Genomic DNA, 24,294 nt, shown 5'->3' with positions numbered 1-24,294 from the left:
CGGCGGGCTGCCGCCCGCGCCGGGCTACCCGATCGGGCTCCCCTGGGGCGCGGCCTCCCTCCCCCCGTTCCCCCGGTCTTCACTCCCCGCCGCGGAACCCCAGGGCCGAGTCCAGGTCGGACCACAGGTCGTCCACGTCCTCCAGGCCCACCGACATGCGCAGCAGGCGGTCGCTGACGCCCGCGTCGCGGCGGTCCGCCGTGGGGACGATGCGGTGGCTTATCGAGGCCGGGTGCTGGATGAGGCTGTCGACACTGCCCAGGCTCACGGCGGGAGTGATCAGCCGGACTCCGGCGATGACGTCGTGCGGGTCGCCGTGCACCTCGAAGGCGATCATGGCTCCGCCGATCCGCGGGTAGTGGACGCGGGCGACTCTGGGATCGTCGGCGAGCCGCCGGGCGAGCTCGGCGGCGTTCGAGGACGCGGCCCTGACCCGGACGGGCAGGGTCGACAGGCCGCGCAGCAGCAGATAGCCGGCCAGCGGATGCAGGACGCCTCCCGTCGCGAACCGCACCTGGCGCAGCTTGCGCGCAAAGTCCTCGTCGCACGCGACCACGCCGGCCATCACGTCCCCGTGGCCGCCCAGGTACTTCGTGGCGCTGTGCAGGACCAGACGCGCGCCGTGTTCGGCGGGGCGCTGCAGCACAGGGGTGGCGAAGGTGTTGTCCGCGAGGAGCGGGACGGTCCCGCAGGAGTGCGCCACGGCCCGGAGGTCGAGTTCGGCGAGCGTCGGGTTGGCCGGGGACTCGACCATCACGAGGCCGGTGTCGGGCCGCAGCGCGTCGGCGATCCCGGCCGGGTCGACCCAGGTGACCTCGGTGCCGAGCAGCCCAGCCGTCAGGAGGTGGTCGCTGCAGCCGTACAGCGGACGGACGGCGACGACATGGCGCAGGCCCATCGCGTTGCGTACGAGGAGGACGGCGCTCAGCGCGGCCATGCCGCTCGCGAAGGCGACCGCGCTCTCGGTGCCTTCGAGGCGCGCGAGGGCGGTCTCGAAGCGGGCGACGGTCGGATTGCCGAGGCGGGCGTAGACGGGCGGGCCCTCGGGTTCGGCGCCGTCGGCCGCGAAGGCGTCGATCCGGGCGGCCTCGCCGCGGCTGTCGTACGAGGGGTACGTGGTGGACAGGTCGATCGGGGCCGCGTGCAGTCCCAGGGCCGCCAGATCCTCCCGGCCGGCGTGCACGGCTTCCGTGGCGAGTGCCCTGGCCGGAGCCGCGTTGACCCGGCCGCTTCGGCTCAGGTCGTCCTGCGCGTCCTGCGCGCCCTGCGTGTCGTACACAACGGAGTCCATGCGCCGAAGCCTGAACACCGGGCGGGCTTTCGGCGGCGCATCCCGTGTTACGTTCGCGCCATGGCCGATTCTGTCGTACTCGATCCGGTGGATCTTCATCTGTTGCGGCTGCTGCAGAACGACGCACGGACGACCTACCGCGATCTCGCGGCTCAGGTCGGCGTCGCGCCGTCGACCTGTCTCGACCGGGTGACCCGGCTGCGCCGGGCTGGAGTCATTCTCGGCCATCAGCTACGGCTGGACCCGGCGAAGCTCGGACGGGGTCTGGAGGCGTTGCTGTCCGTACAGGTCCGGCCGCACCGCAGGGAGCTGGTGGGGCCCTTCGTCGACCGGATCCGGCTGCTGCCGGAGTCGCGGAGCGTCTTCCATCTGACCGGCCCCGACGACTATCTCGTGCATGTCGCGGTCGCGGACATGGCGGATCTGCAGCGGCTGGTGCTCGACGAGTTCACCTCGCAGCGTGAGGTGGCACGGGTCGAGACGCGGCTGATATTCCAGCAGTGGGACTGCGGTCCTCTGCTGCCGCCGGCCGCGCCGGGCACACCGTCCCCGGCCAAATCCGGCTGATGCGGCGAAAGGCCCGGTTGAGCGGGCTGACGCGGCGCCCATGCCCGTATGAGGATGTGCGCATGTCAGAGACGAAGAACCCGCTGCCCCGCGAGGTCGCCGACGCGTACGTCGACGACCTCATCGCCCTCGACCCGGTTCTCGGTACCTATCTCGGTGTGAAGGAGAGCCACGGCAGGCTTCCCGACAACTCGCCCGCGGGCCAGGAGGCCGTCGCCGAGCTGGCACGGGTGACCCTCGCGCGGCTGGAGGAGGCGGAGCGGCGGCCGGGCGCGGAACGTGACATCGAACGCCGTTGTGCCCGGCTGCTGCGTGAACGGCTCACCGCCGCGCTCGCGGTCCACGAGGCCGGCGAGGGCCTGCGGGCGGTCGGCAATCTGCACACACCGGTGCACTCGGTCCGGCAGGTCTTCACCCTGACACCGACGGAGACCGACGAGGACTGGGCCACGGTCGCGGAGCGGCTGCGCGCGGTGCCGGACGCGCTCGCCGGCTACCGCGAGTCCCTCGCGCTGGGGCTCGACCGCAAGCTGTACGCGGGGCCGCGGCCGACCGCGACGTTCATCGAACAGCTCACGGAGTGGTCGGACACCGACGGACAGGGCCTCGGCTGGTTCGAGGACTTCGTGTCGGCGGGCCCGGACTCCGCACGCGAGGAGCTGGACGCGGCGGCGCGCACCGCGACGGAGGCCGTGATCGCCCTGCGGGACTGGATGCGCGACGTGTACGCGCCCACGATCGAGGGGGCGCCGGACACCGTGGGCCACGAGCGGTACGCACGGCTGGCGCGCTACTTCAACGGCACGGATCTCGACCTCGACGAGGCGTACGCGTACGGCTGGGCCGAGTACCACCGGCTCCTGGCCGAGATGCGGACCGAAGCCGAGAAGATCCTGCCCGGCGCGGCCACCCCCTGGGTCGCCCTCGCGCACCTCGACGAGCACGGCCGGCACATCGAGGGCGTCGACGAGGTCCAGCAGTGGCTCCAGGGGCTGATGGACGAGGCGATCGCCGCCCTGGACGGCACGCACTTCGAACTCGCCGAGCCGGTGCGGAAGGTGGAGTCCCGCATCGCGCCGCCCGGTGGAGCGGCGGCCCCGTACTACACCGCACCTTCGCAGGACTTCTCGCGGCCGGGCCGCACCTGGCTGCCCACGATGGGGCAGACCCGCTTCCCCGTCTACGATCTCGTCTCGACCTGGTACCACGAGGGCGTGCCCGGTCATCACCTCCAGCTCGCGCAATGGGCGTACGTCGTCGACGACCTGTCCCGCTACCAGGCCACCGTCGGCCAGGTCAGCGCCAACTGCGAGGGCTGGGCCCTGTACGCGGAGCGGCTGATGGACGAGCTCGGCTTCCTCACCGACGCGGAGCAGCGGCTCGGCTATCTCGACGCGCAGATGATGCGGGCCGCCCGGGTCATCGTCGACATCGGCATGCACCTGGAGCTGGAGATCCCCGCCGACTCCCCGTTCCACCCGGGCGAGCGGTGGACTCCGGACCTGGCGCAGGAGTTCTTCGGCGCGCACAGCAGCCGGCCGGCCGACTTCGTGGAGAGCGAGCTGACCCGCTACCTCACGATGCCCGGCCAGGCCATCGGCTACAAGCTCGGCGAACGCGCCTGGCTGCTGGGCCGTGCGAACGCGAAGAAGCGCCACGGTGACGCGTTCGACGCCAAGGCCTGGCACATGGCCGCCCTGTCCCAGGGTTCCCTGGGCCTGGACGACCTGGTGGACGAGCTCTCCCGGCTCTGACGGCCCCGCGCGGCGGCCGGCTCCCGGCCGTCGCGCGCATCACCGGGGTTGCTCGGCGTCAGGGCGTCAGGGTGTCAGGCGACGCAGTTGTACGAGTCCGATCCACGTCTCGGGTCCCGGTTCGACGCGGGCCGCGCGGACCCCGTACCGGCCCGGTTCGAGCATCACCCGCAGGTGATCCGTGCTTCCGGAGGCGGTGCCGGTCCAGGCGGCGTCGAACAGGACGACGGGGCCGGGCACGGTCCATTCCGCTTCCTGCTCCCACCGGGCCTGCGACAGCGCCGCCGGGACGAGGGCGCGGAGTTCGTCCTCGGAATCGGCGGCGCACCAGCGGACGAAGGCGCCGTGCTCGGGGAGGTAGGCGGTCGCGGCGGGATCGTCGCCGAGGACCAGGGCCCTGGTGTCGCCCACGGGCAGGAGTCCGATGTATCCGTCGACGTCACAGGCCCGGTCGTAGTCGCAGGACATGTCGTCGCCGTCGGCCCCCGACCAGAACGGGAGCACCGTCTCCGGTATCGCTATGAGGGGTCCGCCGCCCGACTCCACCCACTGCACCGCACCGGGGTCCGCGTATCTTGGCATGCGCAGAAGTTACACGGCACGCGTCCGCCCCCGTAGGGCAGGCGGTCCCGGGAAACGGAATCCGGACACCGGCGGAACACGGGGGCCGACGCCTTCGGTCCGCCCCCGCCCGGGTCAGCAGCCGCAGTCCTCCGCGTCCACGGGTGCCGTCAACGGGTCCTCGGCGCGGCGCTCACGGCCCTGCCAGGTCTCGAACTCGAAGCCCTCGCGCGCCCAGTACTCGAAGCCGCCGAGCATCTCCTTGACCTGGAAGCCGAGCTCGGCGAGGGCGAGCGCGGCGCGGGTCGCGCCGTTGCATCCGGGTCCCCAGCAATAGGTGACGACCGGCACCGACTTGTCCAGAAGCCGTTCGGCCTGCCCGGGGATGAGCGCGGTGGGCAGGTGGACCGCGCCGGGGATGTGCCCCTGGTCCCACGACGCGGTGGAGCGGGAGTCGAGAACGACGAACCCGGGGTCGCCGCCGGCCGCGAGGGCCGCCGCCACGTCGGACACGTCCGCGTGGAACGCGAGGCTCGCGCCGAAGTGGGCGGCGGCCGCGGCCGGTGACGCCGGCGGCACCCGCAGGACGGCGTTCGTCGTCGCCGTGGATCCGGTCACGGTGTTCGTCGTGATGCCTTCGGCAGTCGCAGTCATGGCCTGGCCTTTCTTGAACCGTGGCCCCGCAGGACGGATGCCGCCCTTGCCACCCCGGTGCTTCCTCCGCACCTCACCCCGCGGGACTTTCCGACCAGAAATCTACGGGGCCCGGCCCGCGTCCTGAAGTGGTGATCCACGGCAGTGCTGTTGATCGGCCGGGGATTCTCCTGGTATTCATCGGGGATGACCGCGTATTCCCCGGACGCCACCGACTGGCGCATCCTCGACGTCCTCCAGCGCGAGGGCCGGTCCAGCTTCGCCGAGCTGGCACGGGCCGTCTCCATGTCACCGAGCGCGGTCACCGAGCGGGTGCGCCGCCTGGAGGAGGCGGGTGTCATCCAGGGGTACGCGGCCGTCGTCGACCCCGAGAGCCTGGGGCTGCCGATCCTGGCGTTCGTCCGGCTCAGATACCCGAACGGCAACTACAAGCCGTTCCACGATCTCGTCGAGGTGACACCCGAGATCCTCGAGGCGCACCACGTCACGGGCGACGACTGCTTCGTCATCAAGGTCGCCGCCCGGTCGATGGGCCATCTGGAGACGGTGTCGGGCAAGATCGGCACGCTCGGGTCCGTGACGACGAGCGTCGTCTACTCCTCACCCCTGCCGCGCCGACCGCTGGGCCACTAGACCGCCCCGGTCACGGCCGGGACGGCGACGGCCGGAATACCGGCGGCCCGGACAGCAACGGTCGGAACACCGACGGCCGGGACAGCGTTGCCCCGGGACCGCCGCCGCCGACGATCACGCGCCCCGCTGCCGCACGACCGATCCCGTTCTCCCCTTCACGACCTCGAGCTGGGCGTGGATGCGGCGGCGCAGGTCACCGACGTGGCTGACGATGCCGACGCTGCGGTCGCGTTCCCGCAGCGAGTCGAGGACGTCGAGCACCTCGTCGAGGGTCTGGTCGTCGAGGCTTCCGAAGCCCTCGTCGATGAAGAGCGTGTCCAGCCGCACCCCGCCGGCCTCGTCGGTGACCACGTCCGCGAGACCGAGGGCGAGGGCGAGGGAGGCGAAGAAGGTCTCGCCGCCGGAAAGCGTCGCCGTGTCGCGCTCGCGTCCGGTCCAGGCGTCCACGACATGCAGTCCGAGCCCGCTGCGTCCGCGGCCCGCCCGGTCGTCGGAGTGCACCAAGGTGTAGCGCCCCGACGACATCCGCTGGAGACGGACCGTCGCGGCGGCGGCGACCTGCTCCAGCCGGGCGGCGAGGACGTACGCCTCCAGACGCATCCTGCGTTCGTTGTCCGCCGAGGTACCGGCCGCGAGACCGGCGAGGCGGGCCACGCGCTCGTACTCCTCGCGCAGCGGGGCGAGCCGGCGGGCTCCTCCGGTCGCACGGGTGGAGAGCGCGTCCAGCTCGGTGCAGCGCCGGGCCGCCGCGTCCCGCGCCGACGCGGTGTCCCGCAGCCGTCGGGCGGCGAACTCGGCCGCCCGCTCGGCGGCCGGCAGGTCGACGGGAGGGCGCCGCGCGGCGGCCGTGGTGTCCGCCTCGGCGAGCACGGCGCGCACCGAGGACTCCTCCAACTGCCAGGCGTCGAGCTGCCGTTGCAGATCACGGTGGGCCACGTCGTCGAGCATCGCGGCGGCCGCCGCCCGCGGGGTCTCGAAACCGGCACGGAAGGCCGCGTCGGCGAGACGCGCGTCGGCGTCCTTCAGGCGCCGCGCGATGTCCTCCGCCACCCGGACGCCGTCCGCGGCCTCGGTGAGCAGCGCGACCCGCCGCTCCAACTGCGTGGCCCGCTCGGACACACTCCCGGCCGCGCCCCGCGCCTGCTCCAACTCCCCTTCCAGTGACACCTTCTCGCGGTCGAGGGAATCGCGGTGCGAGGTCCGCGCGGCCACGCGGCGGGCGGCCTCGTGCTGGGCGGTCAGCCGCCGTTCGTGTTCCCGCTCGGCCTGCTCACGGGCCTCGCGCGCGGCGTGCAGTCCGGAGGCCACGGTCCGGGCCTCGGTGTGCAGGCGCTCCAACTCCTCGGCCCGCTCCTCGAGTTGCCGGGTCGGTGCGTCGCCAGCCTCGGCGGTCGCGGCGGCCAGCGCCTCGCGGACGACGCCGAGGCGGCGCTCCGCCTCGGCACGCTGCTCGTCGGCGCTTCGGTGGGCGGCGAGAGCGCGCTCCTCCGTCTCACGGTCGACATGGCCGGCGATCTTCCGGGCGGGCGCCGGGTGTTCGGTGGCACCGCACACCGCGCAGGACTCGCCGTCCACCAGACCGGCGGCGAGTTCGGCGGCGATGCCCTGGAGGCGCTGTTCCTTCAGGTCGAGCCAGTGGGCGTGCGCCTGCGTGGCCCGCTCGCGCGCGGCCAGACTCCGGGCGTGCGCGGCCTCGGTGTCCCGGGCCAGCTCGTCGCGCAGCCGGGCCGCGGCGAGCCGCTTGACGGCCGGTTCGCGCTGAAGGGCGAGCTGTTCGGCGCGCGCCGCGGCCTCCTGCGCGGAGTCGACCCGAGCCTCGACGCCCGCGTGGGTCTCCTCCCAGTCGGCGAGCCAGCCCTCGGCGTCCTGGAGGACATCCTCGTCGGCGCGTTCTTGGCGGTCCAAGGAGGCGCGTTCCGACCCGAGTTCACCGAGGCGCCGCTCGGCGCGGCGTGCCGACTCCAGGCCGCCCAGTTCCTCGGCGGCCTTGCGCGCGGCGGCCGCGAGACCGGGCGCTCCGGCACCGGCGAACGTCTCGGGCAGGGCGGCACGCGCGCGGGTCTCCTCGGCGGACGCGCGCCGGTGCTCCGCCTCGGCGGCGTCGCGCAGGTCGAGTGCGGGGGCCACGGCCTCGGCCTTGCGCGCTCGTTCCATGCGCGTCCGGTCGGCGTGGTGGGCGTCGGCGCGCTGCTCCAGTCGTGCGGCCCGTTCCTGCGCCTCGGTGAACCGGCGCTGCAGCCGGTCCACTTCGCGTACGTCGTCGAGCACGTGGTCGGCCGCGGCCTGCGCCGATTCCGCGGCCCCTCGGGCGTAGTGGGCGACGGTCAGGGCCTCACGCGCGGTGCTGCGGGCGACCGCGGCCCAGGCGAGGACCGACTCGGCGAGGCCCGGGTCGCCGGGTGCGAGGTCGGGCAGTGGTTCCTCGACGACGCGCCCGGCCGCCTGCTGCATGCGGTGCGCGTCGGCCAGCAACGCGGTGTCCGCGGCGCGCACTTCGGCCTCGGCGGCGCGGCGCCGCTCGGCGAGGCGCTTTTCGACCTCGGCGAAGCGGTGGGTGTCGAAGAGCCTGCCGAGGAGTTTGCCGCGGGCCTCGGCGTCGGCCCGCAGGAAGCGCGCGAAGTCGCCCTGGGGCAGCAGTACGACCTGGCAGAACTGCTCGCGGCTCATACCGAGGAGCTGGGTGATCTCCTCGCCGATCTCCTGGTGGGAGCGGCTGAGGTCCTTCCAGGAGCCGGCCGTGGAGTCGTACTCGCGCAGCCAGCTCTGGGCCTTCTCGGTGGTCATGCCCTTGCCGCGCAACTTGGGGCGCTCCCAGGGCGGCTGCCGGGTGACTTCCAGCCGGCGTCCGGCGACGCTGAGTTCGAGGCGGATCTCGGTGCGGGTGTCGGGCGCCGCGTGGTCGCTGCGCAGTCCGAGGCCCTGACCGCTCTGCCGGGCGCCGGGAACCGCTCCGTACAGCGCGTAGCAGACGGCGTCGAGGACGGAGGTCTTGCCGGCGCCCGTGGGTCCGTGCAGCAGGAAGAGTCCGGCGGCGGACAGTTCGTCGAAGTCGACGCGCTGGGCACCGCCGAACGGACCGAAGGCGGTGATGTCCAGGCGGTGCAACCTCATCGGTTTCCCTCGGTCTCCGGGCGGGTGGCCCCCTGGGTGTGCGGCGGACGTGCGGTCACCGGGCGGTCTCCCGTACGGTCTCGTCGGCACGGACGGCGTCGAACGCGTCCCGGAGCACGGCCTGTTCCCGGGCGTCGGGTCCCACGCCGCGCACATGGGCCACGAAGTCCTCGGCGATCTGTTCCTCGCTGCGGCCCGCGATCCGGCGGGCGTAGGAGACGCCCGGGGTCTGCGGGGAGCGTTCGGGGTCGAAGACGAGGCTGAGGGTGTGCGGGAACCGCTCGGCCAGCCGCGCCATGGGGTCGGCGGGCCGCACCGGGTCGGTGAGGGTCGCCTCGACCCAGGCGTCCGTGTGCCGCTCCAGCGCCGGGTCGGCGAGCAGGTCCTCCAGGTGCCCGCGAAGACGGGCGAGCGGGCGGGGCACCGGGCAGTCGATCCGCTCCGCGGCCAGGGAGCCGTCGGGGCCGAGGTCCACGAGCCACATGGTCTTGCGGTGGTCGGCCTCGGAGAAGGAGTACGGCAGCGGGGACCCCGAGTAGCGGACGCGCTCGGAGATGGTCTGGCTGCCGTGGAGATGGCCGAGCGCCGTGTAGTCGACTCCGTCGAAGACTCCGGCGGGCACGGAGGCGACGCCGCCGACGGTGATGTCCCGCTCGCTGTCGCTCACCTCGCCGCCGGTGACGAAGGCGTGGGCGAGAACGACGGAGCGGGTGCCCGGCGCGCGGCCGGCGAGGTCGTCGCGCACGCGGTCCATGGCGGCGGCCAGCACGCTCTCGTGGCCCGCCTTCTCCACTGCGAACTCGTCCTTCACCAGGGCGGGTTCGAGGTAGGGCAGGCCGTAGAAGGCGACGTCGCCGTGGGCGTCGGCCAGCACCACCGGGGTGCCGCAGCCCGCGGGGTCGGTGCGCAGATGGACGCCCGCGCGTCCGATGAGTCCGGCGCCGACGCCGAGGCGGCGCGCCGAATCATGGTTCCCCGAGATCATCACCGTGGGCACCCCGAGGTCGGCCAGGCGGTGCAGGGCGTCGTCGAAGAGCTGGACCGCGGCCAGGGGCGGCACGGCCCGGTCGTACACGTCTCCCGAGACGACCACCGCGTCCACGTCGCGCTCGCGCGCGGTCGTGACGAGATGGCCGATGAAGCGGGACTGGGCGTCGAGCATGTTCACCCGGTGGAACGCCCGGCCCAGATGCCAGTCGGAAGTGTGCAGGAGCCTCATGATCCCCGAAGAGTAACGGCCGGGTCTGACATCACGGGCGGTTACTCCCGTATCGGCCCACCCTGACCGTCACGGCCATGCGCCTCTTCATCCGGAATTGCCCGGAATGTCAGGCATCTCCGTACGCCTCCCCGCCCAGCTCGAAGCCGGCCGTCCCCGCGGTCGCGTCGGCCAACCAGGCCCGGAAGGACTCGACATCGGCGTCCGGCAGCCCGATCTCGATGGCGACGGCCTCGCCGTAACGCACATCACGTACATCGCGGCCGGTCGACCGGAGATCGTTCTGCACCTTGCCGGCCCGCTGATGGTCGACGGTCACCGTGGCCAGCCGGAAGCGGCGGCGGGTGATCGTGCCCATCGCGTCCAGCGCCTCACCCACGGAGCCGCCGTACGCCCTGATCAGTCCGCCGGCGCCCAGCTTGACCCCGCCGTAGTAGCGGGTGACGACGGCGACGACGTACCGCATGTCGCGGCGCAGCAGCATCTGGAGCATGGGGACACCCGCGGTGCCGCCCGGTTCGCCGTCGTCGCTCGCCTTCTGCACCGCGCCGTCGGCTCCGATGACGTACGCGAAGCAGTTGTGCGTGGCGTCCGCGTGTTCCTTCCTGACCGCGGCGATGAAGTCCTGGGCCTCCCGCTCGGTGGCGGCCGGGGCGAGGGCGCACAGGAATCGGGAGCGGTTGACCTCGGTCTCGTGCACGCCCGCGTGGGCCACTGTGCGGTACTCGTCCTGCATCAGGCCAGCGTATGCGCTGCGCGCGGGCGCGGCCGACGGGCCGGGACGGCGACCCCCGCGCCGGACGGCGGTGCCATGCCGTACGCACCCGCCCCACCGCCGCGAGGCCGGGACGACCACATGCCGCACACAGCGCCCCACGGACCGGGGCCGGGACGACACCCGAGCCCGACGGTCACAGACCCCGTCCGCGCACCGCGGTGGGCCGGGGACCTGCGCGGCATACGCGGGCTGCGCACGAGCCCGCTGTCACGCACCGGCCGCGCACACGGTCGGCGGGCGGAAGGTGCCGGCGGGCGGGACAGGGCGTCATGCGCGACCACGGTCGTGAAGCGGACGCGCCCGCCCGGCCGGGTCAGGACGGAGCCGGCATCCGGGCCGGCGGACGGTTCGCCGGGGCAAGCCCCGGCCGCGGCTCACTCCTTCTTGCCCCTCGGCACGACCACGTCCGTCAACAGCGCGTCCCCGGTGCCGAGTTCGTGCCAGGAGCTGCCGTGCCAGACCAGGACCGCGACGGCCGAGGTCGGGAACTTCCCACGGACCCGGTCCACCGTGTCGTCGAGGCCGTCCCCGGCCAGTGCGAGGACCAGTTCCTCCAGTCCCGGGTTGTGCCCGATGACCAGCAGGGTCCGTACATGTTCCGGGACTTCGCGGACGGCTTCCAGCAACTCCGGCACGTCTGCCCCGTACAGCCGCCCGTCGAGCAGCACGGTCGGCGGAGTGCCCCACTCCCGTGCCGCCAACTCCCAGGTCTCCCGGGCACGTACGGCGGTCGAGCACAGCGCGAGGTCCGGCAGCAGGTCGGCCTCGGCCAGGGCGCGTCCGGCGGCTGGGGCGTCACGACGGCCGCGCGTGGCGAGAGGCCGCTCGTGGTCGGGCACCCCGTCGGGCCAGGCGGATTTGGCGTGCCGCAGGACGATCAGTCTTCGCCTGGGCCCACCGGCCGCGCGCACGGTCACAGCGACGCTCCGATCTCGCGGGTGAGTTCGAGGCCGAGCAGCCGGTCGGCGTGGGCGTACGTCTCGAACCGGGCACCTTCCGGGATGCCGGAGCTCTCCACCGAGCGCAGCACGTCCAGCACGGCGAGCACGTCCAGGTCGTCCTCCCAGGCGGCGCGCAACCGCAGGCGCACGTCCTCGGGGATCGGCTTGGAGGGCCGCGTCGCCCATCCGGCGACGGCGGCGCGCCAGCGCCTGAGCGTGTCCTCCGCCTCCGTGAGCGCCTCGGCGTCGAGGCTCAGCGGCAGATCCCGTCGCCGCGCGAGCAGCGCCAGCCGTAGCGCGGTGGGATCCCCGGGTGCGCCGGCGGAACCGTGTCCGGTGTCGACCGGTGCCACCTCGACGCGTGGCCCGGCCGTCGCCTCGGCGCCCTGGGCGACCACGTCGATGGTCCGCGTCGCCGCCGGTCCCGGTTCCGTGTCCCGGTGATCCTCGAACGGCCGGATCCCGAGTTCGGCAGCGCGTGTCCGGAGTCCCGCCTCACCCCAGGAGGCGTCCCGGCTCCCGGGGTCCGTCCGGTCCCCGTTCTCCGCCGGATCCGGCGCCGAAGTCAGCGTCGCCCAGGCCGGGTTGCCGCCGATCTCCAGGGCCCGCACCAGGACGTCGGCGACCAGGAGCACGCGCAGGCTCGTGATGCCGGACCCGGGCGGGCGCGCGTGGACGCGGACGAGACCGCGGCGGGCGAGGGCGGCGTCGACGGGTTCGCCCGTTCGGGCGTCGAGGATACGGAGCACGGGGTGAGCCTAGGCGGACGCGCGGGCGGGTGCGGGGAGGTGGGGGCCGTTCCGGACACGCGCCCGCGCGCCGGACCCGACCTTCTGCCGGAACCGGGCCCGCGGCGACGACGGGCGGGGCGGCCACGGCCCTGAACAGCATTTGCCGTACGGTCCGTTCGGGCTCGAGTGCCGGGACCGGGCGTGCGTCGCGCGGGACGCGGACGCGGCCTTGACAATCCGCTTCCGCCACCGGAAAGCTGACCGACCAGTCGGTATGAAGGAGTGAGCCGTGAACGGGATGAGCATCTCCACCGCCGCCGGTGTGTTCGACGCCGTCGTGGCGGGTCCGCCCGACGGTCGCCCGGTCCTGCTGCTGCACGGTTTCCCGCAGACGGGTCTGGCCTGGCAGCGGCAGATCGCGGCGCTGGCGGCCGAGGGGTACCGCGTCGTGGCGCCCGACCAACGCGGCTACTCCCCCGGGGTCCGCCCGGAGCGGGCCGAGGACTATCGCATCGGTGTCCTGGTCGCGGACGTCGTCGCGATCACCGAGGAGCTGGGCTGGCCGGCGTTCGACCTGGTCGGTCACGACTGGGGCGGCGCGGTGGCCTGGTGGACCGCCGCCGGGCATCCCGGCCGCGTACGCACCCTGACGGTCGTCTCCACCCCGCACCCGCGCGCTCTCGCCGAGGCTCTGCGCTCGGACGACGACCAGCGCGCACGGTCCCAGTACATGAAGGACTGGCGCGACGCGCCCGCGACCGAGCGGCGCATGCTGGCCGACGACGCCCGGCTGCTCCGCTCGCTCTACGGGGAGAAGGTCCCGCGGGCCAGCGCCGACGCCTACGTCCGGCATCTGACCCGGCCGGGCGCCCTGACCGGGGCGCTGAACTGGTACCGGTCCGGCCGTCCCGAAGGCGAGATCGGCGCCGTCGAGGTGCCCACGCTGTACGTCTGGAGCACGGGGGACACCGCGTTCGGGCCGGGCCCCGCGCGGGAGACCGCCCGTTGGGTCGACGGGCCGTACCGGTTCGAGATCCTGCCGGACCTCGGCCACTGGGTCCCGGAGGAGGCACCCGAGACGCTGAGCCGTCTGCTGCTCGACCATCTGCGAGCGCACGGCGGACGGAATCAGCGCGCTCCGCTCACTGTTGACGAGATGGGCACACACTGACCGCAGACACCGACCGATTCCCCTGGAGGCCGAGCGTGTACGGCGACTCAGAGACGATCCGCAGGATCCTGACCGAGACGGGCGACACCTGGGCGATCGTCGGGCTCTCGTCGAACCGGCGCCGCGCGGCCCACGGTGTCGCCGACGTCCTCCAGCGCTACGGCAAGCGGATCGTGCCCGTGCACCCGAAGGCCGAGACCGTCCACGGGGAACAGGGGTACGCCTCTCTCGCGGACATCCCCTTCGAGGTCGACGTCGTCGACGTCTTCGTGAACAGCGACCTCGCCGGGCCGATCGCGGACGAGGCCGTCACCGTCGGCGCCAAGGCCGTCTGGTTCCAGCTCGACGTTATCGACGAGGCCGCCCACGAGCGGACGCGTGCCGCGGGACTCGACATGGTGATGGACCGCTGCCCGGCCATCGAGATCCCGCGCCTGGGCTGAGGCCGACGGGTTGCCGCACCGTCCGAGGCGGTCCGGCGCCGTCCGAGGCGGTCCCAGGCAATCCGGCGCGGTCCGACGGCGGCCTGAGTCAATGCTGTTGACGTCGTGCGGCCCGCACCGGTTTCCTGCTCACGTGCCCACCGCCCTTCGCGTCGAAGCGCCAGCCGACGAGACCCGCCTCGCGGACTGGCAGCACGTCCACAATGTGATCGTCCCGCCCGCGGCGATGTCGCTCGACGAGGTGCGCGAGCGCGCCCGCCGCTACCGCCTGGAGGTCGCCTACCTCGGCGACGTCCTCGTGGGCTGCACGACCGTGCGTCCGCCCGCCGGCGACAGCGCGACGGCGACCGTCATCGCGCGCGTCCTGGCCGAGCACCGCGGGCGTGGTTACGGCGAGGAGCTGTACGCGCGCGGGCTGGAACAGGCCCGCTCGATGGGGGCCAGGGTGATCGAGACCGTGGTCCTCGCGTCCAACGAGGACGGCCTGCGCTTCGCCCGGCGGCACGGCTTCAAGGAGATCGAGCGCTATGTCCTCCCCGGCGAGACCGCGGAATGGGTCGATCTGAGACGGGGCTGACCGCCGACGCGAGCCGGGCGGTCCGCCCCGCGGTCCGCCCCGCGGTCCGCCCGGCCGTCACACCGGAAGACCACGGTCCGGATCATCCCCGCGGTCGCCCTCGCGCCCGGCCGGCCGGACGAGGAACTCCGTGATCGTCTCGCGGAAGACCTTCCGGTCGTCGAGCCACGGATAATGGGCCGCGCCCGGCACGACGGCGAGTTCGGCCCGGGAGAACAGCTCGGCGACGGCGGCGGCCACGCGCGGCAGAGGTCCGCTGTCCAGCTCGCCCGCGACGAACAGCACGCGTGCGTCCCAGGCCGCCACGACGGCGCGGGCCTCGTCGGGCCGGAACGCGCCGGAACCGGCGTAGCGCTCGGCGGCCTCCTCGTTGCACTGATCGGCATCCCCCGCCGCGTGGGCCTTCGCCGCCGCGTCCCAGCGGCCGTAGAAGAACGGGACGGCCGCGTCCATGTCGGCATCCGTCGCGGTGCCGGTCCACAGCCGCGTGTACGCGTCGTGCGCGCCCTCGAACCACGGTTCCGCCGTGCGCAGCGCCGCGCTCTCCGCACGGTGTCCGGGGGTGAAGTCGATGCCCAGGGCCCGGGCCCGTCCGGTGACCATGGTGAGGGTGCGGACGTGCCCCGGGTGGCGGACGGCCCAGAGGAGCGCGAGGTCGCAGCCCGCCGAGTGGGCGAGCAGATCGACCTTGTCGAGTCCGAGGTGCGCGCGGAAGGCCTCGACGTCGGCGACCTGCCGGTCACAGCGGTACGTCGCCGGGTCGGCCGGGAGTTCCGAGTCGCCGGTGCCCCGCAGATCGAGCACGTACAGCCGGCGGTGCCGCGTCAGTCCGCCGAGGTCTCCCAAGTACGCGGAGGCGCGCATCGGTCCGCCGGGCAGACAGAGCAGCGGTTCGCCCTCGCCCCTTGTGTGATAGGCGAGTCGGGTTCCGTCGGGTGCGATGAAGGTGGGCACGCGGGCCATCGTCATCCGCATGACGCCTCACGGGCAAGCCGTTTGATGGCGCGTCAAACCGTGTACGAGGTAGCGAGGTTGAGATTGCGGTCGCGGGTGCGTGAGCAACTCGACTCCGACTCGCGTCGCCTTCTTCTCCGGTTCTCCCGCCGTACGCCTCGGATTGCTTCCATCGAGGGATGGACCACATCACGTTCCTCAAGGTGCCCGCGCAGGTGGCCGAGAAGATCCTGATCCCGGCGGTGGCCTCGCCGGTCGCGGCGGGGATCGCCGCGCCGGTGGCCACCCACCTCGCGTACCGGCTCACCACCCGCGCCCGAGAGAAGCCGCCGACCAACCGTCGCGACGGTCGTCGTTTTGGCGCGGCCGTGTACGGAATCCATTTGGTCGTTCCGCTATTCCACTGAAACGGCGGGAACAACGTGATCGACGGACAATCGGACCACGGGCAGAGGAGGGCCGGATGACGGAACTGCTGGCAGGGATGCGGGTGGACTACACCGACCATGACGACCCTGTACTGATCCGGCCGGACGGCAGCCCGGTGGACACCTGGCGGGAGAACTACCCGTACCCGCAGCGTATGGAGCGCAAGGAGTACGAGTGGCACAAGCGACTCCAGCAGATCGAGCTGCTGAAGCTGCAGAGCTGGATCAAGGAGACCGGCCGACGGCTCGTCGTCGTCTTCGAGGGGCGCGACGCGGCGGGCAAGGGCGGCACGATCAAGCGGTTCACCGAGCATCTCAACCCGCGCGGCGCCCGTGTGGTGGCGCTGGAGAAGCCGACCGAGCGGGAGCGCGGGCAGTGGTACTTCCAGCGGTACGTGGAACATCTGCCGACGGCGGGCGAGATCGTGATGTTCGACCGGTCCTGGTACAACCGGGCGGGCGTGGAGCGGGTGATGGGCTTCTGCACCGACGGCGAGTACCGGCGCTTCGTGCGGCAGGCGCCCGCCTTCGAGCGGATGCTCGTCGACGACGGCGTGGACCTGGTCAAGTTCTGGTTCTCGGTCTCGCAGAGTGAGCAGCGCACCCGCTTCACGATCCGTCAGGTCGACCCCGTACGGCAGTGGAAACTGAGCCCCATGGACCTGGCCTCGCTGGACCGCTGGGACGACTACACGGCGGCCAAGGTCGCGATGTTCCGCGAGACGGACACCGCGCAGGCGCCCTGGACCGTGGTGAAGAGCAACGACAAGAAGCGGGCCCGCGTCGAGGCCATGCGCAGTGTCCTGGCCCGCTTCACCTACGCCGACAAGGACGAGGAGGTCGTCGGCAGCCCCGACCCGAGCATCGTGGGCGCGGCCGCGACCTTGCTGGAGGAGGGCGAGGACGACACCCCCTTCACGCACGACCACGCGGTCACGAACGACGGCACCCTCACTCGCTGACAGCCCCGCCCGCGCATGGCCTCAGTCGTGCGCCGGGCGGTCGGAGAGCCGGTGGTCGGCCAGGCTCAGCGCCTCGTCGACCACCCGGCGCAGATGACCGTCTCCGAGCGAGTAGACCACCCGGCGTCCTTCCTTCCGTGTGTTCACGAGCCCGGCGAGACGGAGCCGGGCCAGGTGCTGGCTGACGGCCGGACGGGCCGCTCCGCACCTCTCCGTCAGCGTCGTGACATCGGCTTCCCCACCGGTCAGGGCGTGCAACAGCGTGAGGCGGGTGCGATCGGCGAGGAGGGCGAGGAGTTCGGCCGCGAGCGCGAACTGTTCCTCGCCGGGGGTGTGCGGGTGCGCATCGTGCGCAGGTGATAGGTGCATGCGTGCGCTCATACGCACATAATGGCCCCGTGGACGCCGGTGCGTCCACTCCCGCGCACGGAAGGGGACGCACGTGAACGACCGGCACGACCATCACCACGGGGACGACGGCCACGACCACCATCACGGGAACGGCCACAGCACGGGCCACGGTGTCGGGAGCCGCGGGAGCGAGGACGGTGGAGGACGGCCACGCCGCCACAGCCACCATGACCACGAACATGGCCATGGCCACAGAGGCCGGCTACGCCGGCTCCTCACCCCGCACTCCCACGAAACGGCCGACAAGCTCGACTCCGCGCTGGAAGCGTCGGCCCGGGGCATGCGGGCGCTGTGGGTCTCGCTGGCCGTCCTCGGCACAACGGCGCTGGTACAGGCAGCCGTCGTCGTCCTGTCGGCGTCGGTCGCGCTGCTCGGCGACGCCGTGCACAACGCGGCCGACGCGCTGACCGCCCTGCCGCTCGCAGTCGCCTTCACCCTGGGCCGCCGAGCGGCGACCCGGCGCTTCACCTACGGCTACGGGCGGGCAGAGGACCTGGCGGGCATCGTCATCGTGCTGACGATCGCGGCGTCCGGCGCCTTCGCGGCCTGGGCGGCGGTCGGCCGGCTGCTCGACCCGCAGCCCGTACGCCACCTGCCGGCGGTCGCGGTCGCGGCCCTCATCGGCTTCGCGGGCAACGAGTGGGTCGCCCGGTACCGCATTCGTGTCGGACGTGAGATCGGCTCGGCCGCCCTGGTCGCGGACGGACTCCACGCCCGTACGGACGGATTCACCTCGCTCGCCGTGCTGACGGGCGCAGGCGGTGCGGCCCTCGGGTGGCAACTCGCCGACCCGCTGGTCGGGTTGGCGATCACCGCCGCGATCCTGCTGGTGCTGCGCGACGCCGCCAAGGAGGTCTTCCGGCGCGTGATGGACGCCGTGGAGCCCGAGTTGGTGGACCGGGCCGAGCAGGCGCTGCGGCAGGTCGACGGCGTGCGCGACGTGGGGGAACTACGGCTGCGCTGGATCGGGCACAGGCTGCGGGCCGAGGTGGCGGTCGTGGTGGACGGCGAGGCGACCGTGCGGCACGCCCACGACATCTCCGTGAACGCCGAACACGCCCTGCTGCACGCCGTACCGAGGCTGACCGCCGCTCTGGTCCACGCCGATCCCGCCCGGGCACCCGGTGAAGCGGATCCACACCGGGGGCTCGCCCACCACGCCGCCGTGTGAACGACCGACGGCACCCGGACGGCCCCGCGTGAACGACCGACGCCGCCCGGCCGGATCTCGTACCCGGCGGAGGCCCCGCTTCGCCGACGAGGGACAGCGGGCCCGCCGGGCAGGCACCCCTCACGGGTGGACGGGTGTCATCCGGCGATGCCCAGTCCCTCCAGCACCACGGCGTTCGGCAGTTCGGCGAACGCCTTGCCCGGCACCAGGAGTTTGCCGCTTCGGCGGCCGCTGCCCACCAGCACGTACGGCAGCTCCACGACGGCCGAGTCGATCAACACCGGCCAGTCGCCCGGGAGTCCGACGGGGGTGATGCCGCCGTACTCCATGCCGGTCTCGCCGGTAGCGAGGTCCATCGGGGCGAACGAGGCCTTCCGGGCGCCCAGTTGACGGCGTACGACGCCGTTGACGTCGACGCGGGTGGTGGACAGCACGAGACACGCGGCGAGCGTGGTCTCGCCGCCCCGCTTGCCCGCGACGACCACGCAGTTGGCGGACGTGTCGAGCAGCTCCTTGCCGTAGTGCTCGACGAAGACGGCGGTGTCGGCCCACTCGGGGTTCGTCTCGACGTAGACGATCTGCTCGGCGGGGGTGCCGCCGCTCCACCCGCGCACCGCGTCCGCGACGGGGCGGACGAGCTCGTCCAGGCGATCGGGGGCCGGGGAGGCGTGGTCGAAGTGTCCGATGGGTGCGCGCATGACGGCACGCTAACAGCCCCGCGGACCCGCCCGACGCGGAGCCGCCGGGCCTCAGTGCACGAGCGGGACCGACACGGCCATGACCATCTCGACCGGGATCTCGCCCTGGTTGGCGTACGTGTGCGGGGTGTCGGCCTCGAACGACGCGCTCGCCCCCTCGGGGACGTGGTGATCGACGCCGTCCACGGTGAGGGTCAGGTCGCCCGAGATGACATGCACGAGCTCGACGGTGCCGGCGGGGTGCGGGTCGGAAGGGCTGCCGTCGCCCGGCATGAGCCGCCAGTCCCACATCTCCAGCGGGCCGGGCGCCTCCGTGCCGGCCAGCAGCCGGTTGTAGCTGCCCGCGTCGGTGTGCCACAGGCGTACGGCCTGGTCGGCCGGGACGATCCGGACCCTGGGCCCCTGCTCGTAGTCGAGGAGGGTGGTGATGCTGACGCCGAGCGCGTCACCGATCTTGACGACGGTACCCAGACTGGGGTTGGTCCTGGCCTGCTCGATCTGGATGAGCATGCCACGGCTGACTCCGGCGCGAGCGGCGAGCGCCTCCAGGGTGAAGCCGCGCTCGGTGCGCCAGCGCTTCACATTGCGCGCCAGGGATTGAGTCAGCAGGTCGAGATCCGACACATTCCGTCCAATATTTTGAATGACAGAGTTCAATCAGGTGAACTATCGTGTGATGCACCTGATCGTTCACCGAACTGTACTGCGAGGCCCCCCGTGACAGCACTCTTCGCCCTGGCCACCAGCCTCCTGTGGGGCCTGGCCGACTTCGGCGGAGGTCTGCTGACCCGGCGCACGCCCGCGCTCACGGTGGTCGTCGCCTCCCAGTCGATCGCGGCGGTGGTCCTAGGCGCGATCGTGCTGGCCACCGGCGGCTGGAGCGCGGCGGGACCGGAGCTGTGGTTCGCGGTCGCCGCGGGCCTGGTGGGCCCGGTCGCGTTGCTCTCCTTCTACAAGGCGCTCGCGCTCGGGCCGATGGGCGTGGTCTCGCCGCTCGGCTCACTGGCCGTGGCCGTCCCCATCGGCGTCGGCCTGTTCCTCGGGGAGCGCCCGGGCCTGATCCAGATCGCGGGCATCGCGGTCGCCGTCGCGGGTGTCGTCCTCGCGGGCGGGCCCCAGCTCCGGGGAGCGCCGGTGCAGCGGCAGGCGATCCTCCTGACCCTGATCGCGGCCGCCGGCTTCGGCACGGTGTTCGCGCTGATCGCGGAGGCGTCGTCGTCGGTCACGGGGCTCTTCCTGGCGCTGTTCGTGCAGCGCCTGACCAATGTCGTCACCGGCGGCGCGGCCCTGGCCGTCTCCGTCCGGCGCGGCGGCGCGGCCCTTCCCGAGAGCGGCTTCCCCTGGGCCTCCCTGCCCGCGCTCGCCTTCGTGGGCCTGGCCGACGTCGCGGCCAACGGCACGTACTCCGTCGCCGCCCAGCACGGCCCGGTCACCGTCGCCGCCGTCCTCGCCTCGCTCTACCCGGTGGTCACGGCCCTGGCCGCGCGCGGTGTCCTCAGGGAACGGCTGCGCGGGGTGCAGGCCACGGGAGCGGCGCTGGCCCTGGTCGGAACGGTGCTGCTGGCGACCGGCTGAGCCGGTTCCGGACCGGCCGAGCCGCTTTCCGCCATCGGGTACGACGCTCCTCCAGGGCGGCGGCCCGTCCACGGCTCCCGGAGCGGGCCTCGGCAGTCGCGGCCCGTCCGTCGCCCGTCCGTCATTCCCGGTCAGGACTCGGCGCGGACGTCCCCCGACTGCGCGTGCACGTCCTCGGCCGCGTCCCGCGGGTCGAGCTCCAGCTCCGCGAGCCGTGCGATCGTCTCCTCGTCCAGTTCCGAGAGCGCCTGCAACTGCTCGGGGGTCACCCCGTCGGGAATCGGCACCGGCGGCGGTGTGCGCAGCGGCGGCTGCCATCCGGAGACGGGGTCCCACCGCCGGACGACCTTCGCGGGGGCTCCGGCGACGACGGAGTGGTCCGGCACCGCACCGCGTACCACCGCACCCGCGGCGACCACGACGTTCCGGCCGATCCGCGCGCCCGGAAGGATCACGGCGTTGGTCCCGATCCAGCAGCCGGGCCCGATCTCCACGGGCTCCATCCGCGGCCACTGCTTGCCGATGGGTTCGTGCGGATCGTCGTACGAGTGGTTCGTGGAGGTGACGTACACATAGGGCCCGAAGTAGCAGTCGTCGCCGATCGTGACCGTCGTGTCGGCGATGACATGGCTGCCGCGGCCGAGCACCACGCCGTTCCCGATGCGCAGGATCGGGTCTGGGCCGAGGTCCAGATCGGGCATCAGGCCCGCGGTCAGCGTGACCTGCTCGGCGACGATGCAGTACGAGCCGAGGTGGATCCAGGGTTCGCCGAAGACCGTGCCCAGCGGGAAGGCCAGTCGGGTGTTCTCCCCGATGGCGCCGAAGCGGAAGCGGCCCGGCTGCTCGGCCGAGACCGTACCGGCGCGCCGCATCCAGGCCCAGCCCGCGTGGACGGCGCGCTGCGCGAGGCGTCGCCGCCATGATGAGAACGTGTTCTTGCTCCTGGACACCCGCTCACGGTACTCAGCGCGGGGCATGCGGACGGGGCCGGGCGCCTGTGATCTTCGCCCCACCGGAGGCACGCGGGGGCCATGACATACGGTGCCGGTGTACTCGGAAGGCCCGACCACGAAACGACGAGACGGTGACACGGTGACGACGCATCAGGCGCTGATCAAGGGGATCGGCGGCAAGGATCCGCGGGTGGACCCGGAGGCGTTCGTCTCCCCGACCTCCGTGGTCATCGGAGACGTCACGCTGGGGGCGGGCGCGAGTGTCTGGTACGGCGCGGTGCTGCGGGCCGACTGCGGTCCGATCGTCATCGGCGCCGGCAGCAATGTGCAGGACAACTGCAGTCTGCATGTCGACCCCGGTTTCCCGATCACCGTCGGGGAACGGGTCTCCGTCGGTCACAACGCCGTGCTGCACGGCGCCACCGTGGAGGACGACTGTCTGATCGGCATGGGGGCGACGGTGCTCAACGGCGCCGTGATCGGGGCCGGCTCGCTGGTGGCCGCGCAGGCGCTGGTGCCGCAGGGGATGCGGGTCCCGCCGGGCTCACTCGTCGCGGGTGTCCCCGCGAAGGTCAAGCGCCCGCTGACCGACGAGGAGCGCGAGGGTCTCTCCCTGAACGGTGTCTTCTACGTGGAACTGGCGAAGGCACACCGCGAGATCCACGAGTAGGTCCGTGCGGGCGGCCCCGAGCGGCCCCGCGCCGCGCTTGCGGGCGTTCGCACCACGGCACCGTACGGGCAGCCGCGCTAGTCGGCGGCGGGGACGGGCTCCGTCTTCGCCGTGCTGTGCTCCGCCGCGGCCTTCTTGGCCTTGCGGCGGACGATCAGCATCGAGGCGACACCGACGAGCGCCGCGGCGACCAGGCCGAGGTAGGAGAAGCGCTTCAGCCAATCCTCGGCGACGACGCCGACGTAGTAGATGACGGCGGTGGTGCCGCCGGCCCAGATGATGCCGCCGAGGACGTTGGCGATCAGGAACTTCCAGTACGGCATCCGCAGCACACCGGCGAGCGGGCCCGCGAAGATGCGCAGCAGGGCGATGAAGCGGCCGAAGAAGACGGCCCACATGCCCCACTTCTGGAAGGAACGCTCGGCCGTGGCGACATGGGCCTCGCCGAAGTGTCTGGGGAACTTCGCGCCGAGCCAGGCGAGCAGCGGGCGTCCGCCCTTGCGTCCGATGGCGTAGCCGATGGAGTCGCCGATGATCGCCCCGAGGCTCGCGCAGACACCGAGGATGACGGGGTTGATGCCGTCGTGCTGCGAGGAGAGCAGCGCCGCCGAGACCAGGACGATCTCACCGGGCAACGGGATGCCCAGGCTCTCCAGGCCGATGACCAGGGCCACGAGCGCGTAGATACTGACCGCCGGCACCGTCTCGAGCCAGTCCTGGACGTGCAACGCCGGTTCCTCCCGTTTCGGTGTACGTGACCGGGCGACCGCGTTTCTCATGATCACCGAGGTGCGCTTCCCCTCAGCGCCCGCCGGGAAGCCTACCTGGTCGTTCTGAACAGCGGCCCGGACGTGGGACTCGTCACGTCCTGCGGTGCCTCCAGCTCTCGTAGTGGTCGAGCAGGGTCTCCTCGACCGGGCGGTAGGTGATCCCCAGTTCCCGCACGCTGCGGCTGTTGTCCACGCGGAACCGGATGCCGAGGTGTTTGCGGATGTAGTCCTGGGTCAGTCCGAACGCCGGGCCGAGGATGCGGACCGGCCAGTGCGGGAGCGCGGTGCGGGGCAGCCGCAGGGATCGGGGGTACCGGGCGCGGATGACGCGCGCCATGTCGTGGAAGGACGTCATAGTCTCGGCCGCGACGATGTAGCGGCCCTTGGCGCCGTCGTGTTCCGCCGCCGCGATGTGCGCGTCCGCGACCTCGCGGACGTCCGCCGTGGTGAAACTGAAATCGGGTGCGCCGTAGAAGAAGTAGCCCTTGAACAGTTCGTCCAGCACGAAGAGGCTGCCGGATTCCGAGGCGGGGGTGAGGGACGGACCGAGGACCAGACCGGGGTTGACGGACACCAGACGCCAGCGGTCCTGGGCCGCCTCCGCCGCCCACGCCTCGCGCTCCGCGAGCGTCTTCGCGTAGTGGTACGGGTTGTTCTCGACCGTGCTGGTGGTGTTGAAGTACTTCTCCGACAGGACGCCGCCGTCCATGCTCCGGACGTCGATGTAGTCGCCGAAGACGGCGCCGACGGTGGAGGTGAGGACCACCTTCTCGACCGTCGGTGTCCGTTCCACCGCGCCCAGCACATTGCGGGTGCCGAGCAGGGCGGGGTCGACCATGTCCCGGTGGCCGTCCTTGATCTTCTCCGGCATCAGGAACGGCGACGCCACGTGGAAGACCACGCGGCAGCCCCGCATCGCCCCGTCGAAGGACCCGTCGGCCAGCAGATCGGCCTCGAACAGCTCGAGCCTCCCGGGAAAGTCCTCCTGCATCTCCCGCAGCGGCAGCACCTTCGCCGCGTTCGCGGTCGCCCGTACGGTGCTGTGGACGCGGTAGCCCCGTTCCAGCAGCCGCCGCACCAGATGGCTTCCCACGAACCCGCTGCCACCGGTCACCAGAACGGCGCCCCGCCCGCGTACGCCCACGCTCGCACTCCTCGATCCCGGTACCCGCTCCGGCCTCCGGGTGGTGCGCGCGCCCCCCCCGAAGGCCAGGGTCGGGCCAGGACGGGCGGGAGGGAACACGGGCGCGAGGACGGAGGCGTGGGGGAGG

General features: G+C 72.6%; 26 protein-coding genes. 11 read left to right on the top strand and 15 right to left on the bottom strand.

Annotated features, from left to right (window positions below):
• Window positions 1-79: 79 nt before the first annotated feature.
• Entirely contained in the window at window positions 80-1,291 is a 1,212-nt protein-coding gene (locus ACWEBX_RS29705) for a trans-sulfuration enzyme family protein (protein WP_451887875.1), read from the bottom strand.
• Between the two features lie 60 nt (window positions 1,292-1,351).
• Here ACWEBX_RS29705 and ACWEBX_RS29700 point away from each other — a divergent pair, with 60 nt between their 5' ends.
• Together ACWEBX_RS29700 and ACWEBX_RS29695 are read left to right on the top strand one after the other, a co-directional pair.
• The gene (locus ACWEBX_RS29700; protein ID WP_451887874.1) at window positions 1,352-1,858 is read left to right on the top strand and encodes an Lrp/AsnC family transcriptional regulator; all 507 of its coding nucleotides are present in this window, start codon (window positions 1,352-1,354) and stop codon (window positions 1,856-1,858) included.
• A 62-nt stretch (window positions 1,859-1,920) separates the two neighbouring features.
• Entirely contained in the window at window positions 1,921-3,612 is a 1,692-nt protein-coding gene (locus tag ACWEBX_RS29695; protein ID WP_451887873.1) for a DUF885 domain-containing protein, read from the top strand.
• Between the two features lie 66 nt (window positions 3,613-3,678).
• Here the strand turns inward: ACWEBX_RS29695 and ACWEBX_RS29690 are convergent, their stop codons facing one another.
• Both ACWEBX_RS29690 and ACWEBX_RS29685 read right to left on the bottom strand, forming a co-directional pair.
• On the bottom strand, window positions 3,679-4,194 hold the full coding sequence (locus tag ACWEBX_RS29690) for an immunity 21 family protein (protein ID WP_451887872.1): 516 nt from the start codon (window positions 4,192-4,194) through the stop codon (window positions 3,679-3,681).
• A gap of 114 nt (window positions 4,195-4,308) precedes the next feature.
• Window positions 4,309-4,827, bottom strand: a complete 519-nt coding sequence (locus tag ACWEBX_RS29685) for a rhodanese-like domain-containing protein (RefSeq protein WP_451887871.1) — start codon at window positions 4,825-4,827, stop codon at window positions 4,309-4,311.
• 186 nt (window positions 4,828-5,013) lie between these two features.
• On the opposite strand from ACWEBX_RS29685, the gene ACWEBX_RS29680 reads away from it, so the two are divergent.
• A complete protein-coding gene (locus tag ACWEBX_RS29680) occupies window positions 5,014-5,460 on the top strand; it encodes an Lrp/AsnC family transcriptional regulator (protein WP_451887870.1) in 447 nt (148 codons plus the stop codon).
• Window positions 5,461-5,574: 114 nt separating this feature from the next.
• On the opposite strand, the gene ACWEBX_RS29675 is transcribed toward ACWEBX_RS29680, so the two are convergent.
• The 5 genes from ACWEBX_RS29675 to ACWEBX_RS29655 form a co-directional block, all read right to left on the bottom strand.
• Window positions 5,575-8,571 carry an AAA family ATPase gene (locus ACWEBX_RS29675; protein WP_451887869.1) on the bottom strand — a complete coding sequence of 999 codons (2,997 nt, stop codon included), beginning with the start codon at window positions 8,569-8,571 and terminating at the stop codon, window positions 5,575-5,577.
• Between the two features lie 55 nt (window positions 8,572-8,626).
• A complete protein-coding gene (locus ACWEBX_RS29670; protein ID WP_451887868.1) occupies window positions 8,627-9,790 on the bottom strand; it encodes an exonuclease SbcCD subunit D in 1,164 nt (387 codons plus the stop codon).
• A gap of 109 nt (window positions 9,791-9,899) precedes the next feature.
• Window positions 9,900-10,526, bottom strand: coding sequence for a YigZ family protein (locus ACWEBX_RS29665; RefSeq protein WP_451887867.1), 627 nt, complete (start codon window positions 10,524-10,526; stop codon window positions 9,900-9,902).
• Between the two features lie 416 nt (window positions 10,527-10,942).
• Window positions 10,943-11,485: a SixA phosphatase family protein gene (locus ACWEBX_RS29660; protein ID WP_451887866.1), complete on the bottom strand. Its 543-nt coding sequence runs from the start codon at window positions 11,483-11,485 to the stop codon at window positions 10,943-10,945.
• The gene (locus ACWEBX_RS29655; RefSeq protein WP_451887865.1) at window positions 11,482-12,258 is read right to left on the bottom strand and encodes a hypothetical protein; all 777 of its coding nucleotides are present in this window, start codon (window positions 12,256-12,258) and stop codon (window positions 11,482-11,484) included. Before ACWEBX_RS29655 ends, ACWEBX_RS29660 begins: the two co-directional genes overlap by 4 nt.
• A 280-nt stretch (window positions 12,259-12,538) precedes the next feature.
• On the opposite strand from ACWEBX_RS29655, the gene ACWEBX_RS29650 reads away from it, so the two are divergent.
• The 3 genes from ACWEBX_RS29650 to ACWEBX_RS29640 all read left to right on the top strand — a co-directional run bounded on the left by ACWEBX_RS29650 (window position 12,539) and on the right by ACWEBX_RS29640 (window position 14,431).
• Window positions 12,539-13,411 (top strand): alpha/beta fold hydrolase, encoded by an 873-nt coding sequence (locus tag ACWEBX_RS29650; protein ID WP_451887876.1) that lies wholly within the window; start codon window positions 12,539-12,541, stop codon window positions 13,409-13,411.
• 35 nt (window positions 13,412-13,446) lie between these two features.
• Window positions 13,447-13,854, top strand: coding sequence for a CoA-binding protein (locus tag ACWEBX_RS29645; RefSeq protein WP_451887864.1), 408 nt, complete (start codon window positions 13,447-13,449; stop codon window positions 13,852-13,854).
• Window positions 13,855-13,945: 91 nt separating this feature from the next.
• The gene (locus ACWEBX_RS29640; protein ID WP_451887863.1) at window positions 13,946-14,431 is read left to right on the top strand and encodes an N-acetyltransferase family protein; all 486 of its coding nucleotides are present in this window, start codon (window positions 13,946-13,948) and stop codon (window positions 14,429-14,431) included.
• Between the two features lie 57 nt (window positions 14,432-14,488).
• Here the strand turns inward: ACWEBX_RS29640 and ACWEBX_RS29635 are convergent, their stop codons facing one another.
• Window positions 14,489-15,385, bottom strand: coding sequence for an alpha/beta fold hydrolase (locus ACWEBX_RS29635; RefSeq protein WP_451887862.1), 897 nt, complete (start codon window positions 15,383-15,385; stop codon window positions 14,489-14,491).
• Window positions 15,386-15,564: 179 nt separating this feature from the next.
• Between ACWEBX_RS29635 and ACWEBX_RS29630 the strand changes: the two genes are divergently transcribed.
• Window positions 15,565-15,792 (top strand): hypothetical protein, encoded by a 228-nt coding sequence (locus ACWEBX_RS29630; RefSeq protein WP_451887861.1) that lies wholly within the window; start codon window positions 15,565-15,567, stop codon window positions 15,790-15,792.
• A gap of 56 nt (window positions 15,793-15,848) precedes the next feature.
• Window positions 15,849-16,775, top strand: a complete 927-nt coding sequence (ppk2, locus tag ACWEBX_RS29625; RefSeq protein ID WP_451887860.1) for a polyphosphate kinase 2 — start codon at window positions 15,849-15,851, stop codon at window positions 16,773-16,775.
• Window positions 16,776-16,796: 21 nt separating this feature from the next.
• On the opposite strand, the gene ACWEBX_RS29620 is transcribed toward ppk2, so the two are convergent.
• Window positions 16,797-17,156: an ArsR/SmtB family transcription factor gene (locus ACWEBX_RS29620; RefSeq protein ID WP_451887859.1), complete on the bottom strand. Its 360-nt coding sequence runs from the start codon at window positions 17,154-17,156 to the stop codon at window positions 16,797-16,799.
• A gap of 61 nt (window positions 17,157-17,217) precedes the next feature.
• On the opposite strand from ACWEBX_RS29620, the gene ACWEBX_RS29615 reads away from it, so the two are divergent.
• Window positions 17,218-18,357: a cation diffusion facilitator family transporter gene (locus ACWEBX_RS29615; RefSeq protein WP_451887858.1), complete on the top strand. Its 1,140-nt coding sequence runs from the start codon at window positions 17,218-17,220 to the stop codon at window positions 18,355-18,357.
• 137 nt (window positions 18,358-18,494) lie between these two features.
• Here ACWEBX_RS29615 and ACWEBX_RS29610 read toward each other — a convergent pair whose 3' ends face one another.
• Both ACWEBX_RS29610 and ACWEBX_RS29605 read right to left on the bottom strand, forming a co-directional pair.
• Window positions 18,495-19,055, bottom strand: a complete 561-nt coding sequence (locus tag ACWEBX_RS29610) for a YbaK/EbsC family protein (protein ID WP_451887857.1) — start codon at window positions 19,053-19,055, stop codon at window positions 18,495-18,497.
• Window positions 19,056-19,106: 51 nt separating this feature from the next.
• Complete coding sequence (locus ACWEBX_RS29605; protein ID WP_451887856.1) at window positions 19,107-19,679, bottom strand: helix-turn-helix domain-containing protein; 573 nt, start codon at window positions 19,677-19,679, stop codon at window positions 19,107-19,109.
• 93 nt (window positions 19,680-19,772) lie between these two features.
• Between ACWEBX_RS29605 and ACWEBX_RS29600 the strand changes: the two genes are divergently transcribed.
• On the top strand, window positions 19,773-20,630 hold the full coding sequence (locus tag ACWEBX_RS29600; RefSeq protein ID WP_451887855.1) for an EamA family transporter: 858 nt from the start codon (window positions 19,773-19,775) through the stop codon (window positions 20,628-20,630).
• Between the two features lie 131 nt (window positions 20,631-20,761).
• Here the strand turns inward: ACWEBX_RS29600 and ACWEBX_RS29595 are convergent, their stop codons facing one another.
• Window positions 20,762-21,580, bottom strand: a complete 819-nt coding sequence (locus tag ACWEBX_RS29595; protein WP_451887854.1) for an acyltransferase — start codon at window positions 21,578-21,580, stop codon at window positions 20,762-20,764.
• A gap of 142 nt (window positions 21,581-21,722) precedes the next feature.
• Here ACWEBX_RS29595 and ACWEBX_RS29590 point away from each other — a divergent pair, with 142 nt between their 5' ends.
• Entirely contained in the window at window positions 21,723-22,253 is a 531-nt protein-coding gene (locus ACWEBX_RS29590) for a gamma carbonic anhydrase family protein (protein ID WP_382796968.1), read from the top strand.
• 77 nt (window positions 22,254-22,330) lie between these two features.
• Here ACWEBX_RS29590 and ACWEBX_RS29585 read toward each other — a convergent pair whose 3' ends face one another.
• A complete protein-coding gene (locus ACWEBX_RS29585; protein ID WP_451887853.1) occupies window positions 22,331-22,981 on the bottom strand; it encodes a DedA family protein in 651 nt (216 codons plus the stop codon).
• A gap of 133 nt (window positions 22,982-23,114) precedes the next feature.
• On the bottom strand, window positions 23,115-24,167 hold the full coding sequence (locus tag ACWEBX_RS29580) for an NAD-dependent epimerase/dehydratase family protein (protein ID WP_451887852.1): 1,053 nt from the start codon (window positions 24,165-24,167) through the stop codon (window positions 23,115-23,117).
• Window positions 24,168-24,294 lie beyond the last annotated feature (127 nt).

Source organism: Streptomyces sp. NPDC005070 (assembly GCF_053600395.1).
The sequence above is the reverse complement of the archived record's forward strand: the minus strand, read 5'-3'. Positions and strand labels throughout refer to the sequence as shown.